At 66.2% G+C, this 16,080-nt stretch carries 20 protein-coding genes and 2 tRNA genes; 15 read left to right on the top strand and 7 right to left on the bottom strand.

Annotated features, from left to right (window positions below):
- Window positions 1–29 precede the first annotated feature (29 nt).
- Both AAIO73_RS03000 and AAIO73_RS02995 read left to right on the top strand, forming a co-directional pair.
- Window positions 30–323, top strand: coding sequence for a plasmid stabilization protein (locus AAIO73_RS03000; protein WP_345876135.1), 294 nt, complete (start codon window positions 30–32; stop codon window positions 321–323).
- Window positions 320–859, top strand: a complete 540-nt coding sequence (locus AAIO73_RS02995; RefSeq protein ID WP_345876134.1) for a CinA family protein — start codon at window positions 320–322, stop codon at window positions 857–859. The genes AAIO73_RS03000 and AAIO73_RS02995 overlap by 4 nt, the downstream gene beginning before the upstream one ends.
- Here the strand turns inward: AAIO73_RS02995 and bioA are convergent.
- The 3 genes from bioA to bioF are packed head-to-tail and all read right to left on the bottom strand — an operon-like array spanning window position 823 to window position 3,832.
- Window positions 823–2,070 carry an adenosylmethionine--8-amino-7-oxononanoate transaminase gene (bioA, locus tag AAIO73_RS02990; RefSeq protein ID WP_345876133.1) on the bottom strand — a complete coding sequence of 416 codons (1,248 nt, stop codon included), beginning with the start codon at window positions 2,068–2,070 and terminating at the stop codon, window positions 823–825. The two genes, AAIO73_RS02995 and bioA, sit on opposite strands and share 37 nt — an antisense overlap.
- Window positions 2,067–2,696 (bottom strand): dethiobiotin synthase, encoded by a 630-nt coding sequence (bioD, locus tag AAIO73_RS02985; protein WP_526023757.1) that lies wholly within the window; start codon window positions 2,694–2,696, stop codon window positions 2,067–2,069. The genes bioA and bioD overlap by 4 nt, the downstream gene beginning before the upstream one ends.
- Entirely contained in the window at window positions 2,687–3,832 is a 1,146-nt protein-coding gene (bioF, locus tag AAIO73_RS02980; RefSeq protein ID WP_526023748.1) for an 8-amino-7-oxononanoate synthase, read from the bottom strand. The genes bioD and bioF overlap by 10 nt, the downstream gene beginning before the upstream one ends.
- A 144-nt stretch (window positions 3,833–3,976) precedes the next feature.
- On the opposite strand from bioF, the gene AAIO73_RS02975 reads away from it, so the two are divergent.
- The 5 genes from AAIO73_RS02975 to AAIO73_RS02955 all read left to right on the top strand — a co-directional run bounded on the left by AAIO73_RS02975 (window position 3,977) and on the right by AAIO73_RS02955 (window position 6,903).
- Window positions 3,977–5,230, top strand: a complete 1,254-nt coding sequence (locus tag AAIO73_RS02975) for an AI-2E family transporter (protein ID WP_345876130.1) — start codon at window positions 3,977–3,979, stop codon at window positions 5,228–5,230.
- A gap of 21 nt (window positions 5,231–5,251) precedes the next feature.
- A tRNA-Asp gene (locus tag AAIO73_RS02970) sits at window positions 5,252–5,328 on the top strand.
- A gap of 205 nt (window positions 5,329–5,533) precedes the next feature.
- A complete protein-coding gene (locus tag AAIO73_RS02965) occupies window positions 5,534–5,974 on the top strand; it encodes a hypothetical protein (protein WP_345876129.1) in 441 nt (146 codons plus the stop codon).
- A gap of 21 nt (window positions 5,975–5,995) precedes the next feature.
- Window positions 5,996–6,748 carry a carbohydrate porin gene (locus AAIO73_RS02960; RefSeq protein WP_345876337.1) on the top strand — a complete coding sequence of 251 codons (753 nt, stop codon included), beginning with the start codon at window positions 5,996–5,998 and terminating at the stop codon, window positions 6,746–6,748.
- Window positions 6,749–6,826: 78 nt separating this feature from the next.
- A tRNA-Asp gene (locus AAIO73_RS02955) sits at window positions 6,827–6,903 on the top strand.
- A 20-nt stretch (window positions 6,904–6,923) separates the two neighbouring features.
- On the opposite strand, the gene AAIO73_RS02950 is transcribed toward AAIO73_RS02955, so the two are convergent.
- From AAIO73_RS02950 to AAIO73_RS02935, 4 genes are all read right to left on the bottom strand, one after another.
- Entirely contained in the window at window positions 6,924–7,139 is a 216-nt protein-coding gene (locus AAIO73_RS02950; protein ID WP_345876128.1) for a DUF2842 domain-containing protein, read from the bottom strand.
- On the bottom strand, window positions 7,136–7,690 hold the full coding sequence (locus AAIO73_RS02945; protein WP_345876127.1) for a 5-formyltetrahydrofolate cyclo-ligase: 555 nt from the start codon (window positions 7,688–7,690) through the stop codon (window positions 7,136–7,138). Before AAIO73_RS02945 ends, AAIO73_RS02950 begins: the two co-directional genes overlap by 4 nt.
- A 184-nt stretch (window positions 7,691–7,874) precedes the next feature.
- On the bottom strand, window positions 7,875–8,174 hold the full coding sequence (locus tag AAIO73_RS02940; protein ID WP_345876126.1) for a cell division protein ZapA: 300 nt from the start codon (window positions 8,172–8,174) through the stop codon (window positions 7,875–7,877).
- Entirely contained in the window at window positions 8,174–8,365 is a 192-nt protein-coding gene (locus AAIO73_RS02935) for a hypothetical protein (RefSeq protein WP_345876125.1), read from the bottom strand. The genes AAIO73_RS02940 and AAIO73_RS02935 overlap by 1 nt, the downstream gene beginning before the upstream one ends.
- Before the next feature lie 122 nt (window positions 8,366–8,487).
- Here AAIO73_RS02935 and tkt point away from each other — a divergent pair, with 122 nt between their 5' ends.
- The 8 genes from tkt (at window position 8,488) to thiE (ending at window position 16,042) form a co-directional block, all read left to right on the top strand.
- On the top strand, window positions 8,488–10,467 hold the full coding sequence (gene tkt / locus AAIO73_RS02930; RefSeq protein WP_345876124.1) for a transketolase: 1,980 nt from the start codon (window positions 8,488–8,490) through the stop codon (window positions 10,465–10,467).
- 13 nt (window positions 10,468–10,480) lie between these two features.
- Window positions 10,481–11,488, top strand: a complete 1,008-nt coding sequence (gap, locus tag AAIO73_RS02925; RefSeq protein ID WP_110152597.1) for a type I glyceraldehyde-3-phosphate dehydrogenase — start codon at window positions 10,481–10,483, stop codon at window positions 11,486–11,488.
- Between the two features lie 4 nt (window positions 11,489–11,492).
- Entirely contained in the window at window positions 11,493–11,966 is a 474-nt protein-coding gene (locus tag AAIO73_RS02920; protein WP_345876122.1) for an MOSC domain-containing protein, read from the top strand.
- A 103-nt stretch (window positions 11,967–12,069) separates the two neighbouring features.
- Window positions 12,070–13,260, top strand: a complete 1,191-nt coding sequence (locus AAIO73_RS02915; RefSeq protein WP_345876121.1) for a phosphoglycerate kinase — start codon at window positions 12,070–12,072, stop codon at window positions 13,258–13,260.
- 373 nt (window positions 13,261–13,633) lie between these two features.
- Complete coding sequence (locus AAIO73_RS02910) at window positions 13,634–13,870, top strand: ribbon-helix-helix protein, CopG family (RefSeq protein WP_345876120.1); 237 nt, start codon at window positions 13,634–13,636, stop codon at window positions 13,868–13,870.
- Window positions 13,861–14,193: a type II toxin-antitoxin system PemK/MazF family toxin gene (locus tag AAIO73_RS02905; protein ID WP_345876119.1), complete on the top strand. Its 333-nt coding sequence runs from the start codon at window positions 13,861–13,863 to the stop codon at window positions 14,191–14,193. The genes AAIO73_RS02910 and AAIO73_RS02905 overlap by 10 nt, the downstream gene beginning before the upstream one ends.
- 29 nt (window positions 14,194–14,222) lie before the next feature.
- Window positions 14,223–15,128: a fructose bisphosphate aldolase gene (locus AAIO73_RS02900; protein WP_345876118.1), complete on the top strand. Its 906-nt coding sequence runs from the start codon at window positions 14,223–14,225 to the stop codon at window positions 15,126–15,128.
- Between the two features lie 230 nt (window positions 15,129–15,358).
- Window positions 15,359–16,042 (top strand): thiamine phosphate synthase, encoded by a 684-nt coding sequence (gene thiE / locus AAIO73_RS02895; protein WP_345876117.1) that lies wholly within the window; start codon window positions 15,359–15,361, stop codon window positions 16,040–16,042.
- Window positions 16,043–16,080: the final 38 nt, after the last annotated feature.

The raw sequence follows: 16,080 nt of genomic DNA, 5'->3' as shown, positions 1-16,080 counted from the left end.
ATCCTTTCGTAGAGCGAGAGGAACCCGTCATGCCGCGCGGCGACAAGAGCAGTTATACCACCAAGCAGAAGCGCAAGGCCGAACATATCGAGCAAGGCTATGAGGAACGCGGCGTTCCCGAAGCAGAAGCCGAGCGCCGTGCCTGGGCGACGGTGAACAAGGATTCGGGCGGCGGCAACAAATCCGGCTCGGGCCGCGGCAAGCCCGACAGCGACGGTTCCGCGCGTCGCGGCGGCCGTGCCGCTGCCGACCGGCCGGCGACCGACCGCTCCGCCGCTGCGAAGAAAGGGTGGGAAACCCGGCGAAAGAACGCGGCGAAATGACCGAGACGCTATCCCCCGTCCTTCCTGAACATATCGAACGCGCCGCCGCCGATCTGCTCGAAGCCGCGTGCAAGGCCGATCTCACGCTCGCCACGGCCGAAAGCTGCACCGGTGGCATGCTCGCCGCGCTGCTGACCGATGTCGAGGGCGCGTCGCATGCTTTCGACCGTGGCTTCGTCGTTTATAGCGAAAAGGCGAAGTGCGAACTGCTCGGCGTCGAGCGCGAAATGCTCGATGATTGCGGCGCGGTCAGCCGCGACGTCGCGCTTGCCATGGCGCGCGGCGCGCTGCGCGGGTCGGACGCCGATATCGCGTTGTCGGTGACCGGTTTTGCCGGGGCAGGGGCGCCGGGTGACGAAGCTGGCCTCGTCCATTTCGCCTGTGCCGTGCGCGACGGACCTGAAACGACCCGCGAATGCCATTTTGGCGATATTGGTCGCGGCGCGGTCCGTATCGCCGCGCTCGAACAGGGGCTGTCGATGATGACCGCCGCGATCGATCAGGCGTCGTCGCACGCTTCGCCAAGCGCCGCATAGACCGCGTCGAGATCGGCGTCATCGATGCAATAGGGCGGCATGACATAGAGCGTCGACCCGAGCGGCCGTAGCAACAGTCCATTCTCGCGAAACCGCGCCAGCAATTGCGGCGCGCGGTCGGAGAGATATCCTTCGTCGCCGTCCAGTTCGAACGCCGCGATCGTACCCAGTTGGCGAGCATTGGCGACGCGGGGATGGCCTGCCAGCATCGCCAGCCGCTCCGCCTGTCGGGCCGCCAGCGACGCGATCCGTTCCCCTACCGGCTCGTCGCGCCAGATCGCCAGATTGGCATTGGCGGCGGCACAGGCGATCGGGTTGGCGGTGTAGCTCGACGAATGAAAGAACATCGTCGCCCGGTCCGGTCCGTAATGCGCCTGATAGATCGCCTCGCTCGCCATTGTCACCGCCAACGGCATCGCACCACCAGTCAGCCCCTTCGACAGGCACAACAGATCGGGGACCACCCCCGCCTGTTCGCAAGCGGTCAGCGTGCCTGTGCGGCCCCAGCCGGTCATCACCTCATCGGCGATGAACAATACGCCATAAGTCGCACAGATACGGTACATTTCGGCGAGTGTCGCCGGCGAATACATGCGCATCCCGCCTGCGCCCAGCACCAGCGGCTCGACGATGAACGCCGCCGCGCCGGCTGCGCACGCCGCCGCCAGCGCGTCGAACGTCGCCTGTTCCCGTCCGGCATCGGGAAAGGGGATCGACCCGACGTCGAACAGCAGCGGGGCATAGGCCTGGTTGAACACTCCCCGCGCCCCGACCGACATCGCCCCGATCGTGTCGCCATGATAGCCATGGTCGAGCACGAGGATGCGGTGCCGATCCTCGCCCCGGTTGCGCCAATATCCGAGCGCCATCTTGAGTGCGACCTCGACGCTCGTCGAACCCGAATCGGAAAAGAACACGCGGGTCAACGCATCGGGCAGCATCGCGCGCAGCCCTGCCGCCAGTGTCTCCGCCGGTTCGTGCGTGTATCCCGCGAAAATGATCTGATCGAGCCGCCCGGCCTGTTCGGCGATGGCGGCCGTAATGCGCGGATGATTGTGGCCGTGCGTCGTCACCCACCATGACGAAATCGCATCGATGATCCGCCGCCCGTCCGCCGTCCACAGCGCCGCCCCGTCGCCGCGCACGATTTGCGGGATCGGCTCCTGCAGGCCATGCTGGGTGAAGGGGTGCCAGACGGGCGACGAACTCACCGAAAATCCTCCAGATCGAAATGGGTGGCGAACGCCTCCGCCAGTGTCGCCGGGTCGAGCGTTTCGAGCCGGGGCAGGCGACCCAGGCGCCGGGTATTGCCCAGCCGGACGATCGTATCCTCACTGTCGGGAACGCTGTCGCCGATGAAGGCGACGCCCAGCAACGGCACGCCGCGCGCGCGCAGCGCCTCGATCGACAACAGGCTGTGGTTGATCGTGCCGAGCGCCGTGCGCGCGACCAGCACCACGGGCCGCTGCCATCGCGCGAACAGATCGCCGAAGGTCGTCTGCCCGACGATCGGCACCAGCACGCCACCCGCACCCTCGACCACCAACCGTCCCTCGACCTGCGGCAAGACCAGCCGGTCGAGATCGATCATCACCCCGTCGATTTCCGCCGCGCGGTGCGGCGAACAGGGGGTGGCCAGCGCATATGCTTCGGGCAGGATTCGCTCGGGCGCGATGCCCGCCAGCCGCGCGACACGCTGGCGATCCGTGCCGTCATCGGTTCCGGCCTGCACCGGTTTCCAATAGCATGCCCCCAGCGCCCCGGTCAGCGCGGCGGCGAACACCGTCTTGCCGACATCGGTATCGGTCCCGGTAACGACGATCACGTTCACTGCAATTGCTCCAGTATGTCAGCCAACCCGTCGATCGCTGCTTCGTCGACGTTCAGCGTCAGCGAGATACGCAGCCGCGCGGTACCGGCGGGCACCGTCGGCGGTCGAATGCCCCGCACGTCGAACCCCGCCGCCTGCACCGCCGCCGCCAGCGCCATCGCCCTTCCATCGTCGCCGACGATCAGCGGCAGGATCTGCGACCCGCTGACCGTCGCGCCGACCCGCCCCAGTCTCTTGCCGGCGTGATCGCCCAGTGCCGTCAGCCGCGCCCTCCACGCCGGTTCGTCCTGCAACACGCGCAAGCCTGCCCGCACCGCTGCTGCCATGATGGGCGAGGGCGCCGTCGAAAAGATGAAGCCGCGCGCCCGGTTGACAAGGAAATCGCACACCAGTGCCGGCCCGCACACCAGCGCGCCCTCGCTGCCCAGCGCCTTGCCGCAGGTTCGCAGCGTCACGACATTCGGCCGCCCGTCATACGCCGCCGCCAGCCCACGTCCGTCCGGCCCGAAGACCCCGGTCGCATGCGCTTCGTCGATCAACAGCATCGCGTCGTTCCGATCGGCGACCGCGATCAGCTCGGCGAGTGGCGCTCGGTCGCCATCCATGCTGTACAGGCTCTCGACCGCGATCCACGGCGATCCGGTCCCGCCCTCGCGCCGCCAACGCGCAATCGCATCCTCGATCGCCTGCGGGTCGTTATGCCCCGCCGCCACCGAAGGCGCCCGCGCCAACCGAATCCCTTCATGCGCACTGGCATGGATCAGTTCATCATGAACGATCAGGTCGCCCCGCTGCGGCAAGGTAGCAAGTAGCGCCGCGTTGGCGGCGAATCCGCTACCGAACCACAAGGCCGCCTCGCTGCCGAAAAACGTCGCCGCCTCGCGCTCCAGCGCTTCATGTTCGGCATGATTGCCGCGCAGCAGCCGCGATCCGCCCGATCCGACCGGCACGCCGCGTGCGATCGCATCGGCCACCGCCTCGCGCAGTCGCGGCGATCCGCTCAGCCCCAGATAATCGTTCGACGAAAAGTCCCGGCCCACGATCGGGACCAGCCGCCGCCGCCGATCGATCGCCGACAACCGGTCGAGATCGGCCGCGATTGGACGCAGCGCGCGCGCGGTCATCCGGTCCTGATCGATCATCGCTGCTCCCTGCCGGCGCCATGCCGGGGCGCTGCCCATATCCGTGACATCATCATGGCGCAATTTGGCGCGTCGCGCGTTTAGGGCGGATGCGTCGGTCGTTGTCACCGGTACGGCACGCGACGGTGCAGGGGGGTAGGGCACATGGCAGAATCGTTCGAAGAATCCACGGGCGTCGATCGCGCCGGCGCGACCGGCACCGCCGCGACGCCGCCGTCCGATCCGGTCGACGCCGTCGTCGATGCTCCGACCGAGGAACTGCGCCGTGACCGGTTGCTGGCTGCGCTGACGCTGATCGCGGGGGTCGGTCTTGTGCTTGCCCTGCCATTCGCCTTGCAGGCTGGGGCGCGCTTCTTTTTGCCGCTGACCGCCGCAATCGTCATCGCCATTGCGCTCGTGCCGCTGCTGGAGTGGCAGGAGCGCCACCGGGTGCCGGCGCCGCTTGCCGCGCTGTTCTGCGTGCTGCTGTTCCTGATCGTCGCCAATGGCGCGCTGGCATCGATCGTCGTGCCGGCATGGGGATGGGCAGCGATCCTGCCCGATCGCATCGATCGGGTGCAGGAAAATGTCGCGCCGCTGATCGACTTCTACGCCAGCCTTGAAAAGTTCGTGAACGGCCTGATAACGAACGTCGCCAGCGCGCCGGCGCGGCAGACGACCAGCAGCGTCGCACCGCCGCAATCGCTGCTCGACGTCGTCACCACCTCGGCCCCCTCGGCCTTGCTGGAGATGTTTTTCGCGATCCTCGTCATCTATTTCTTTCTCGCCGGCTGGACCGACCTGCGTCGCGCCGCGATCACCGGGCGCAGCAGCTTTGGCGGCGCGATGGCGACCGCGCGCGTCATCCAGAACGTCGTCGACGATACCTCCGCCTATCTCGGCACCATCACCTTCATCAACCTGATGCTCGGCGTCATCGTCGCGCTGGCGCTATGGTATGTCGGCATGCCGACGCCGCTGATGTGGGGCGGAATCGTCGCGCTGCTCAACTATGTGCCCTATCTCGGCCCGATCTTCGCCGCGCTGCTCCTCGCGGTCGGCGGGTTGATGACCTTCACCGATATCTGGTGGGCGCTGCTTCCCGCCGCGATCATGATCGGCGCGCATCTGGTCGAAGCGAACGTCATCACCCCGCTCGTCGTCGGGCATCGGCTGACGATCAACCCGCTTATGATCCTGATAACGCTCAGCTTCTGGGGATGGGTCTGGGGCACGCCCGGCGCGCTGCTGGCGGTGCCGCTGCTCATCATTATCCAGACGGTGCTGAAAGGCGCCGGCAAACCCGACATCGCCGGCTTCCTGTTCGAACATGGCACGCTCGTGCAGGACGTGCCGCCCGCGCAACGAAATGCGCCAAATGGCAATGCAGGCGTTGACAGCCCCGGCACCGCTCCGTAAAGGCCGCCTCCTCGCTAGAGAGCGGGTGTAGCTCAGTTGGTTAGAGCGCCGGCCTGTCACGCCGGAGGTCGCGGGTTCGAGCCCCGTCACTCGCGCCATGGCGCATCGTCGGATGCGCCGGGCGCCTTGCCATCACGGCGTTATTTTCCAGATATCTTCGACGGATACGGCACATCGCGCCGAACCATGCTGGTCGATCGGCAGTTTTTTCGCGCCGGTCCCTTCATGATGCCGTCATCGAATCGGCGGGGTATGATGATCGGACGGCAAGGTAGGGCAGGAAGGAAGCGCCTAGCGCGGTGGTTGCTGGGGTTGTTTTGCCTCTCCATCCCCGCCGCGCATGCCCAGGTTGCCGCGCCCAGCGTCGAACGCGCACCGGGCGATATCGAACCGCCGACCGTCGAACGCAACGATCCGTTGTTGGTCCAGCTCGCCTATACCGGAGACCTTTTGACCTCCGTCGCGGGCGGGGCATCTCGGGGCAGTCGCTGGATTCACAATGCCAGTGCCATCGCGACTGCCGATCTCGAACAACTGGTCGGGCTGCAGCGCACCACCGCGCTGGTCCATGGCTTCTACAACAACGGCGCCAGCTTCAGCGGGAACGTCGTCGGCGACGCGCAGGTCGTGTCGAGTATCGAAACGGGCATGCCGCTCCTGCGGGTACTGGAGGCATGGGTCGAACATCGCGGCCCGGACGACCGCTGGTCGGCCAAGGCAGGGCTGTACGATATCAACAGCTAATTCGACGCGCTCGAAACCTCGCTGCTGTTCGTCAACAGCGCCTTCGGCATGGGTAGCGACCTCGGCACGAGCGGGCGGAATGGCCCGTCGACTTTTCCCAGCACCGGACTTGCGGTGCGTGGACAGGTGAAGATCGGTCAGGCGCTGACGATGCGCGCGGCGGTGGCGGATGGCGTGCCGAACGACCCGGCCTTTCCGCGCCGCCTGAACGTCGGGTTGCACAGCGGCGACGGCGCGCTGCTGATCGGGGAGGGCGATGTCGAACTCGGCAATCTACGCCTGCTCGCCGGCGCATGGGGATATACCGCGCGGATCGACGATCGGTTCGATGCGGGCATCGGCGCCACCACGGAGCGCCAGGTCGCCAGCAACGGCGTCTATTTGCGCGGCGAGGCGCAGTTGATCGGCGACCGCGATCGCGGCGTACGTGCCTTTGTCCGCTTGGGGTCGGCGAGTGGCCGGGCCAACATCTTCGATCGCTTCGTTTCGGGTGGCATCGTCGGTCACGGCCTCATCGGCGGCCGCCCTGCGGATGATAGCGGCATCGCCATTGCATGGGCGGGGGCGGGCAGCGCCAGCCGTGAACTGGCATCTGCCCGCTTCGGCGAGGCTCCCGACGCGGAGACCACGATCGAACTGACCCATCGTTTCGCGGTCACCGATTGGCTGGGCGTGCAGCCGCATGCCCAATATGTGCTCGATCCCGGCCTCGATCCGACGCTCGACGATGCACTGGTCCTGGGCGTCCGCGTGAGCGCGACCTTCGCCCACTGACCACAAAATCCGGTCGCGGCCAAATACCCGCTTTACAGCGACGATTCGCTACCCTACACGCCGCCTCCTCGCTAGAGAGCGGGTGTAGCTCAGTTGGTTAGAGCGCCGGCCTGTCACGCCGGAGGTCGCGGGTTCGAGCCCCGTCACTCGCGCCATCGCTTGCGAAGCGATGGCGCTACCGCCAGCGACCGGTCTCCATCCACCGCAACATCGCCCGCATCGGCAGCACCCATAGCCAGGCGATCCCGGCGATCAGGTAGAAGCCGAGCTGCAACAGCCAATGCCAGCCGCCGACCACGCCCGACAGCATCGCCACCCCGATCGCCCACAGGGTCAGCAGCGCCAGGATCGCCAGCACCCCCGCCGGCTTGCGCCATGTCGGTTCGTTCATTCGGCGGCTCCCGGTAGAATCAGTTCGGTTTCGGTGACAATCGCGTCGAGCGGCATGTCCCAAGGATCGCATGGCAGTTCGTCGACCTGCTGCACCGACCAGGCGATACCGATGCGCAGCGCTTCCGGCCATGTGGCAAAGGCGCGATCGTAATGGCCTGCACCCTGACCCAGTCGGTTGCAACGCGAATCGAACCCCAGCAACGGCGTCAGGATGATGTCGGGCACGACCGGCGCGCTATCGCCCGCCGGTTGTCGCAGCCCGAACGGACCTTCGACCATCTGCCCGCCCGGTGCGATGTGGAACTGGATGGGTGATTCGCGGTCGACGACCACCGGCCAGGCGAGCATCGCTCCGACACGGATTGCCGCCGCCTCGAAACGGGACGGATCGGCCTCGCTACCGACCGGGACATAGCTGGCGACGATCATCCCCTGGCGCAGGGCGTTCAGGAACAGCCCCGGCGGCATCAGCGGTGGCCGATCATGCGCAACGAAGCTCCGCCGCAAGCGGCGCAATTCACTACGCAGCGCGGGCTTGTCGACCGTCATACGCGAAACATGGGGTGGCGGGACCACCATGGGCCGTTTGCCGCGTTATCCACTGACGCACGGTACGTCAGGTGGGGATCATGTACGTCAGACCAGGATCTGCGCAGGGACAACCCCCATGGATGAAGAAATAGCCTCAGGGATTATGCATGGCTCGCACCGGGCAGTTCCCGCCGCCTACTATTTAGCGATCCTGCGGCACTTCCTCAAGGGTCGCTGCAACCGTTTCCAGCCGCTCGGCAATTTGCGTCAGCACCGCCACCGATAGCCCGGCCGCTGGATTTTCCTCGCGTTCGGCCAGTTCGTCGGCGACCATCAAGGCGATGTATAGCAGCGTGCGTTCGGCCGATCCGCCCGCCGCGCGCTGTGCGGCGGCGGCATGGCGTTCGAGCATCGCCCCCAGCGCGCGCAGCTTGGGCTCCTCGCCATCGCGGCAACCGACCTGATATTCGCGTCCGGCGACGCTCAGCGCAATCTGTCCCATCAGTCGGCATCCGCTTCGCGCGCGATCACTGAATCCAGCGCGCCGATCGCATCGCCGATCCGCGAACGCAGTGCGGCATGACGGGTGGCCAGCGTATGATTCTCGAACGCCCGGGATTGCGCCGCGCGTTCGATCCGCACCAGCGCACGTTCGATCCGGGCGATGGCGTCGGCATGGGGGGCGTCGTTCATCGGATAAATCTACGCTTGCTATACATGTTAAACAACCCTTCGTCTGGGCGGTTGACTGCGGCGCGCGACGGTTCCAAAGGCTCGCGCGAACCTTAGGACTCTGGCGCCCAACAGGAGTGCGCGTGACCATATCCCAGCTCGAACTCGCCAACGCCATCCGCGTTTTGTCGATGGACGCGGTCGAGGCCGCTAATTCCGGTCATCCGGGCATGCCGATGGGCATGGCCGATGTCGCCACCGTCCTGTGGTCGAACTATCTGAAATTCGATCCGACCGACCCGAACTGGGCCGATCGCGATCGCTTCGTGCTGTCGGCGGGGCATGGATCGATGCTGATCTATTCGCTGCTCCATCTGACTGGCTATGCCCGCCCGACGATCGACGACATCGCCGCCTTCCGCAAGCTGGGCAGCCCGTGCGCCGGCCATCCGGAGAATTTCGAGCTGCCCGGCATCGAATGCACCACCGGCCCGCTGGGGCAGGGTCTTGCGATGGCGGTCGGCATGGCGACGGCCGAACGGCACCTCAACACCGTGTTCGGCGACGATCTGGTCGATCACCGCACCTGGGTGATCGCCGGCGACGGCTGCCTGATGGAAGGGATCAACCACGAAGCGATCGGCCTTGCCGGGCATCTGAAGCTCGGCCGCCTGAACGTGCTGTGGGACGATAACCGCATCACCATCGACGGGTCGACCGACCTGTCGACCAGCGAGGACGTCGCCGCCCGCTATGCCGCGACCGGTTGGCACGTCGTTGCCTGCGACGGCCACGACTTCGCCGATATCGACCGTGCGCTCGCCGAAGCCGCCGCCGACCCGCGTCCGTCGCTGGTGCGCTGCCGCACCGTCATCGGCAAGGGCGCGCCGAACAAGGGCGGTAGCCACAAGGTCCATGGCTCGCCGCTCGGCGCCGAGGAAATCCTCGCCACCCGCGCCGCCTTGCTGTGGGAACATGACGCCTTCCACCTGCCCGAAGCATTGACCGATGCGTGGAAGGCCGTCGGAGCGAAGGGCGGTGCGGTTCGCGTCGAATGGCAGGATCGCCTGTCGGCCCATGCCGACCGCGCCGAATTCGAACGCCGCATGGCCAACAAGCTACCCGAAGGTTGGTCGCTCAAGGCCCATATCGACTCGCTGCTCGCCGAGCCGAAGAAGATCGCGACGCGCGTCGCATCGTCGCTGGCGCTCGAAGCGATCAACGCCTCGCTGCCCGAAACGATCGGCGGCTCGGCCGATCTGACCCCGTCGAACAACACCCAGACCAAGGCGCAGGTCGCGCTGACCGCCGACGACTATTCGGGCCGCTACATCCATTACGGCATCCGCGAATTCGGCATGTCGGCGGCGATGAACGGCATGGCGCTGCACGGCGGCGTGCTGGCCTATGGCGGTACCTTCCTCGTGTTCGCCGACTATGCCCGTCCGGCGATCCGCCTGTCGGCGCTGCAGAATGCCGGCGTCGTCTATGTCATGACGCATGACTCGATCGGTCTGGGCGAGGACGGCCCGACCCATCAGCCGATCGAGCATGTGATGAGCCTGCGGCTGATCCCCGGCCTCGACGTCTATCGTCCCGCCGATGCGGTCGAGACGGCGGAATGCTGGGAACTGGCGGTGCAGCGTCGCGACGGTCCGTCGCTACTCGCGTTGTCGCGGCAGAACCTGCCGCAGGTCCGCACCGACGCCAGCGAGAACCGCAGCGCCAAGGGTGCTTATCGCCTGAAGGGTGCTGAGGCCGACCGCCGCGTCATCCTTCTCGCCACCGGCTCGGAGGTCGAGATCGCACTCGGCGTCGCCGCCAAGCTGGAGGGGCAGGGGATCGGCGCCGATGTCGTATCGATGCCATGCTGGTCGCGCTTCGATGCGCAGGACGCCGCCTATCGCGAGGACGTCCTGCCGCACGCCCGCCCTGACGAAATCCTGCGCGTCTCGATCGAGGCCGGGACCACGATCGGCTGGGAACGCTATACGATGGTCGACGGCCTGCGCTTCGGCATCGACCGGTTCGGGGCCTCCGCCCCAGCCGACAAGCTCTACGAATATTTCGGCCTGACCACCGATGCCATCACCGCGAAGGTGCTGGCGCGGCTCGGACATTGAGGGAGACGCGGATATGACGAAAGTAGCGATCAACGGTTTCGGGCGCATCGGGCGCCTGGTGGCGCGCGCGATCCTCGAACGGCCCGACAGCGGCCTCGAACTGGTCACGATCAACGACCTCGCCGATGCCAAGTCGAACGCATGGCTGTTCAGCCGCGACTCGGTCCATGGCAAATATCCGGGCGACGTGTCGGCCGAGGGTGACGATCTGGTCATCGACGGCAAGCGCATCCGCGTTACCGCCGAGCGCGATCCGGCGAACCTGCCGCACAAGGAACTGGGCGTCGAGCTGGTCCTCGAATGCACCGGCTTCTTCACCGATCGTACCTCGTGCCAGAAGCATATCGATGCCGGTGCCAAGCGCGTGCTGATCTCGGCGCCCGGCAAGAATGTCGACCTGACCGTCGTCTACGGCGTCAACCATGACAAGCTGGAGGCCGGTCACACGATCGTGTCGAACGCGTCGTGCACCACCAACTGCCTGGCACCCGTCGCCAAGGTGCTGAACGATTCGATCGGCATCGAACGCGGCCTGATGACCACGATCCACGCCTATACCAACGACCAGAAGATCCTTGACCAGATCCACCCCGATCTGCGCCGCGCCCGTGCCGCTGCCATGTCGATGATCCCGACCACCACCGGCGCCGCCCGCGCGGTCGGTGAAGTGCTGCCCGAACTGAAGGGCAAGCTCGACGGTTCGGCGGTCCGCGTCCCCGTGCCGGACGGCAGCCTCGTCGACCTGACCTTCACGCCCAAGCGCGACACGACCAAGGACGAGGTGAACTCGATCCTGAAGGCGGCGTCGGAATCGGGCCCGCTGAAGGGCGTGCTGGTCTATTCGGAAGACCCGCTGGTCTCGATCGACATCGTTCACACCCCCGCTTCGTCGACCGTCGACAGCCTCGAGACCGCCGTGCTCGACGGCAAGCTGGTCCGCGTCGTGTCGTGGTACGATAACGAATGGGGTTTCTCGAACCGCATGGTCGACACCGCGACCGCGATGGCGAAGCTGGGCTGACCCGATGGCGGGCGGTATCCTGAAGGGCATCGCCCGCCACGCCTTTTCGCGCGGGCCGATCGAGCTGGTGCAGACGGTGCGCGTCACCGTCGAAACCGGCCTCGACGGCGATTTCCGCGGCGCGCTCAAACCCGGCCGCAACAACCGGCAGGTGTCGCTGATGGAAGTCGGCGACTGGGCGCAGGCGATGCGCGAGGTCGGTCACGACCTGCCATGGTGGGAACGTCGCGCGAACCTGCTGGTCGAGGATTTCGACCTGCCGCAAACGCGTGGCGCCCTTGTCCGCGTCGGGCCGGTGCTGCTCGAAATCACCAAGGAATGCGATCCGTGCAGCCGCATGGAAACCATCGTTGAGGGGCTGCGCGGCGCGCTGATCCCCGACTGGCGCGGCGGCGCGCTGGCGCGGGTGATCAAGGGCGGCCAGATCAGCGTCGGCGATACCATCCAAATTGAAACACCGGTCGTGCATCCTGAGTAGCCGCTGAGCTTGTCGAAGCGGCGTATCGAAGGATCGATGCTTCGATACGAGCCTTCGCCTTCGCTCAGTCTCTACTCAGCATGAACGGCGAAGGAGACAGAGAATGAGCCGTAATTTCAAGACGCTCGACGACATGGGCGACCTCACTGGCAAGCGCGTGCTGGTCCGCGAGGACTTGAACGTGCCGATGGCCGATGGCGCCGTCACTGACGACACCCGCCTGCGCGCGACGATCGGCACCGTCACCGACCTTTCCGATCGCGGCGCGATCGTCCTGATCCTCGCCCATTTCGGCCGTCCGAAGGGGCAACCGAACCCGACCATGTCGCTGGCCCCGGTCACCAAGCCGCTATCGGACGTGCTCGGCCGCGAAGTCCGGTTCGTCGACTGGACCGGCGCTGCCGAAACGGTGCGGATGATGCAGCCGGGCGATATCGCCGTGCTGGAAAACACGCGGTTTTTCGCAGGTGAAGAAAAGAACGACCCGCAACTCGTTGAAACCATGGCCGCGCTCGGCGACTATTATGTCAATGATGCCTTCTCCGCCGCGCATCGTGCCCATGCCTCGACCGAGGGGCTGGCGCACAAGCTGCCCGCTTTTGCCGGTCGGCAGATGGAGGCCGAACTCGACGCGCTCGACAAGGCGCTCGGCAACCCGCAGCATCCGGTGGCGGCGGTCGTCGGCGGGGCGAAGGTGTCGTCGAAGCTCGACGTGCTGAAGCATCTGGTCGGGCAGGTCGATCACCTCATCATCGGCGGCGGCATGGCCAACACCTTCCTCGCCGCGCGCGGCGTCAATGTCGGCAAGTCGCTGTGCGAGCATGAACTGACCGGCACGGCGGACGAAATCTTCGCGGCGGCGGAAAAGGCCGGCTGCACCATCCATCTGCCCTACGACGTCGTGGTCGCGACCGAGTTCAAGCCGAACCCGGCGACCCGCACCGTCAACGTCCACGAAGTCGCCGCCGACGAAATGATCCTCGACGTCGGCCCCGCCGCGACCGAGGCGCTGGGCGATGTGCTCAAGAACTGCCGGACTCTGGTGTGGAACGGCCCGATGGGCGCGTTCGAAACCTCGCCCTTCGACGTCGCCACCGTCGCGCTCGCCCGGACCGCGGCGGCACTGACCGCCGACGGATCGCTGGTATCGGTCGCCGGCGGCGGCGATACCGTCGCGGCGCTAAACCAAGCCGGCGTCGCCGACCAGTTCAGCTTTATCTCGACCGCCGGCGGTGCCTTCCTCGAATGGATGGAAGGCAAGGAACTGCCCGGCGTCGCCGCACTGGCGCGCTGATCCTGTCGGCAGCACGCCGCCCGGTATCGATGCCGGGCGACGTGCTGCTTCACGCGAAGGCGCGAAGGCGCAAAGAAGAAAAAGATAAGAGGTTTCGCGCAGAGGCGCGGAGGCGCAGAGAATGTCGTCCTTGCCGCGCCAGCGGCGCTCGATCCGCTCGCTTTCGAATGCATGAAGGTCTCGCTGACGCGCGACGGCGCTACAAACGCAACTTCTCCGCGCCTCTGCGCCTCTGCGCGAACCAATTCTTCTCTTTGCGCCTTCGCGTGAAACCGACTTCTTCTTCTGAAACACCCAACCGCAAAACAACCCGCTTGATCCTAACCCCAACCCAAGCTACCCGTTCAACACGTTAAACGGGAGGTGGCACCTGGTGCTAGGCGTACGACTCGATTCCGAGCTGGAGGAGCGACTGGCCAATGTCGCCCGCTCGCAGGGACGCTCGAAGAGCGACATCGCCCGCGATGCCGTGCGCCGCTATGTCGAACTCCACGACGAAGCCTTTCGCGCTGAAGCCCGCCGCCAGTCCGAACGCGCCGCCGCCCGCGACGACGGCGCCGACTGGGCCTTTTTCGATCGCGTCGAGGCGGAGGATGGCCGGTGGAGATAAGGCGCGGCATGATCGTGCTGGTCGAGGGACCCGAGGCACTGGCCAACAAGCGCCGGCCCTTTCTGGTCGTGCAATCCGATCTGTTCAACGAGGCGCACGCCTCGGTCACGCTGATCCCGATGACCAGCCTGACCGGTGGCGAGACCCTGTTCCGCGTACCCTTCGCCCCCTCCGACACGACCGGCATCTCGGTCGAAAGCGAGGCGCAGGTCGACAAGATCAAGACGCTCCGCCGCAGCCGCATCGTCCGCGTGCTCGGTCAAGCGACTGCAACATCGATGGAGCAGGTGGATCAGGCGCTGCGGCGCTGGCTCGCTCTCTGACATTTCTTACAGGACCCAAGGGGATCGACATGAACAACGCTGACATGACTGCGAAGATTGCCGACGGACAGGGTTTCATCGCCGCGCTCGACCAGAGCGGCGGGTCGACGCCGAAGGCGCTGAAGGGCTATGGGGTCGAGGACGGCGCGTGGTCGACCGACGAGGAAATGTTTGGCCTGATCCATGACATGCGCGCTCGGATCATCACCTCCGACGCATTCACCGGGGACAAGGTGATCGGCGCGATCCTGTTCGAACGCACGATGGACGGGCAGGCGGGTGGCAAGCCGGTGCCGCAGGCGCTGGCCGACAAGGGCGTCGTGCCATTCCTCAAGATCGACAAGGGTCTCGAGGACGAGGCGAACGGCGTGCAACTGATGAAGCCGAACCCCGGCCTCGACGAACTGCTCGCCCGAGCTGCCAAGCTTGGCATCTTCGGCACCAAGGAGCGTTCGGTCATCAACCTTGCGAATGCAACGGGCATTGCGGCGGTCGTGAAGCAGCAGTTCGAGGTTGCGCAGCAGGTCCTCGCCGCCGGGCTGATGCCGATCATCGAACCCGAAGTGAACATCAAGAGCGCGGAGCGGGCCGAAGCCGACCAGATCCTGCTCGACGAGACGCTGAAGGCGCTCGATGCGCTGCCGGGCGATGACAAGGTGATGCTGAAACTGTCGCTGCCGGCCAAGCCCGGCCTGTTCCAGCCGCTGGTCGATCACCCGCGCGTCCTGCGCGTCGTCGCGCTGTCGGGCGGGTTCGGCCGCACCGAAGCCTGCGCCGAACTGGCCAAGAACCCCGGCATCATCGCCAGCTTCAGCCGCGCGCTGCTGTCCGACCTGCGCCAGCAGATGACCGACGCCGAATTCGACAAGGCGCTGGGCGACGCGATCGACGAAATCCACGCCGCCTCGACGCAGAAGGCGCTGGTCGCGGCGTAACGCTTTCCTACCTGCTCCCGGGCATGGCAAAAGGGCATCGGGCGTTTGCGCGTCCGGTGCTCTTTGTCATTGGTGGGTGAAGCCGGCGGCAGAGGAGTTCGTCCTCCTCGGGTCGACGAGCTGCCAGTCACTCGCAACTGTGCGTGCGAAAACGCGGCAAGTGTGAACTTAGTGAACTTTGGGGTCCGCACACCCTTCCACCGACCGCTGCACTGGGGCAGGGAGGGGCCATGACCCTCGACGAAGATCCGCTCGGCCCGCTGTCCCCCGATTTCGCGAAGCAGTTCGTCCGCGACGTGCGCCGCCCGCCGTGCCAGCTCTATCTGATCTCGCCGCTCGACGTGACCGGCACCTTTCCCGATCGCCTCGCCCGCGCGCTCGATGCCGGCCCCGTCGCCGCTTTCCAGTTCCGGGTGAAGGACGTCGACCAGCACGCCGCCGCACGTCTGGCCGAACCGCTTCAGCGCATCTGCGCCGACCGCGACGTAGCCTTCCTCGTCAATGACAGCATCAGCCTCGCCAAGCGTCTGGGCGCCGATGGCGTTCATCTGGGACAGGATGACGGCGACCCGCGCGAGGCGCGCGACGTGCTCGGTCCGAACGCCCAGATCGGCGTTACCGCGCACGACAGCCGTCACCTTGCCATGGAAGCGGGGGAGGCCGGGGCCGACTATGTCGCCTTCGGTGCCTTCTATCCCACCACCACCAAGGAAGTGCGCTACGTTCCCGAACCAGTGATCCTGTCCTGGTGGTCTGCCGTGTTCGAACTGCCCTGCGTCGCGATCGGCGGCATCACGCCCGCCAATGCCGCGCCGCTGATCGCAGCCGGTGCCGACTTCCTCGCGGTATCGGGCGCGGTGTGGAACGGCGACGAAGCCGCCGCTGTCCGCGCCTTTGCCGAGGTGCTCGGATAATCGGAAACGTCTTTGCCGACCGTTCGTTATCCAGCCTC

It is taken from the genome of Sphingomonas epibiotica (assembly GCF_039615155.1).
GTDB lineage: Bacteria > Pseudomonadota > Alphaproteobacteria > Sphingomonadales > Sphingomonadaceae > Sphingomonas.
This window is presented reverse-complemented; position numbering and strand designations above follow the sequence as displayed.

Bases quoted from the DNA above. Each gene is read 5' to 3' on its own strand.
- AAIO73_RS03000 (WP_345876135.1), top strand. From the start codon at position 30: ATGCCGCGCGGCGACAAGAGCAGTTATACCACCAAGCAGAAGCGCAAG.
- AAIO73_RS02935 (WP_345876125.1), bottom strand. From the start codon at position 8,365: ATGAACGACGCCCCCCATGCCGACGCCATCGCCCGGATCGAACGTGCG.
- AAIO73_RS02975 (WP_345876130.1), top strand. From the start codon at position 3,977: ATGGCAGAATCGTTCGAAGAATCCACGGGCGTCGATCGCGCCGGCGCG.
- AAIO73_RS02995 (WP_345876134.1), top strand. From the start codon at position 320: ATGACCGAGACGCTATCCCCCGTCCTTCCTGAACATATCGAACGCGCC.
- AAIO73_RS02940 (WP_345876126.1), bottom strand. From the start codon at position 8,174: ATGGGACAGATTGCGCTGAGCGTCGCCGGACGCGAATATCAGGTCGGT.
- thiE (WP_345876117.1), top strand. From the start codon at position 15,359: ATGACCCTCGACGAAGATCCGCTCGGCCCGCTGTCCCCCGATTTCGCG.
- AAIO73_RS02915 (WP_345876121.1), top strand. From the start codon at position 12,070: ATGAGCCGTAATTTCAAGACGCTCGACGACATGGGCGACCTCACTGGC.
- bioF (WP_526023748.1), bottom strand. From the start codon at position 3,832: ATGATCGATCAGGACCGGATGACCGCGCGCGCGCTGCGTCCAATCGCG.
- AAIO73_RS02950 (WP_345876128.1), bottom strand. From the start codon at position 7,139: ATGAACGAACCGACATGGCGCAAGCCGGCGGGGGTGCTGGCGATCCTG.
- gap (WP_110152597.1), top strand. From the start codon at position 10,481: ATGACGAAAGTAGCGATCAACGGTTTCGGGCGCATCGGGCGCCTGGTG.
- AAIO73_RS02945 (WP_345876127.1), bottom strand. From the start codon at position 7,690: ATGACGGTCGACAAGCCCGCGCTGCGTAGTGAATTGCGCCGCTTGCGG.
- AAIO73_RS02900 (WP_345876118.1), top strand. From the start codon at position 14,223: ATGAACAACGCTGACATGACTGCGAAGATTGCCGACGGACAGGGTTTC.
- AAIO73_RS02920 (WP_345876122.1), top strand. From the start codon at position 11,493: ATGGCGGGCGGTATCCTGAAGGGCATCGCCCGCCACGCCTTTTCGCGC.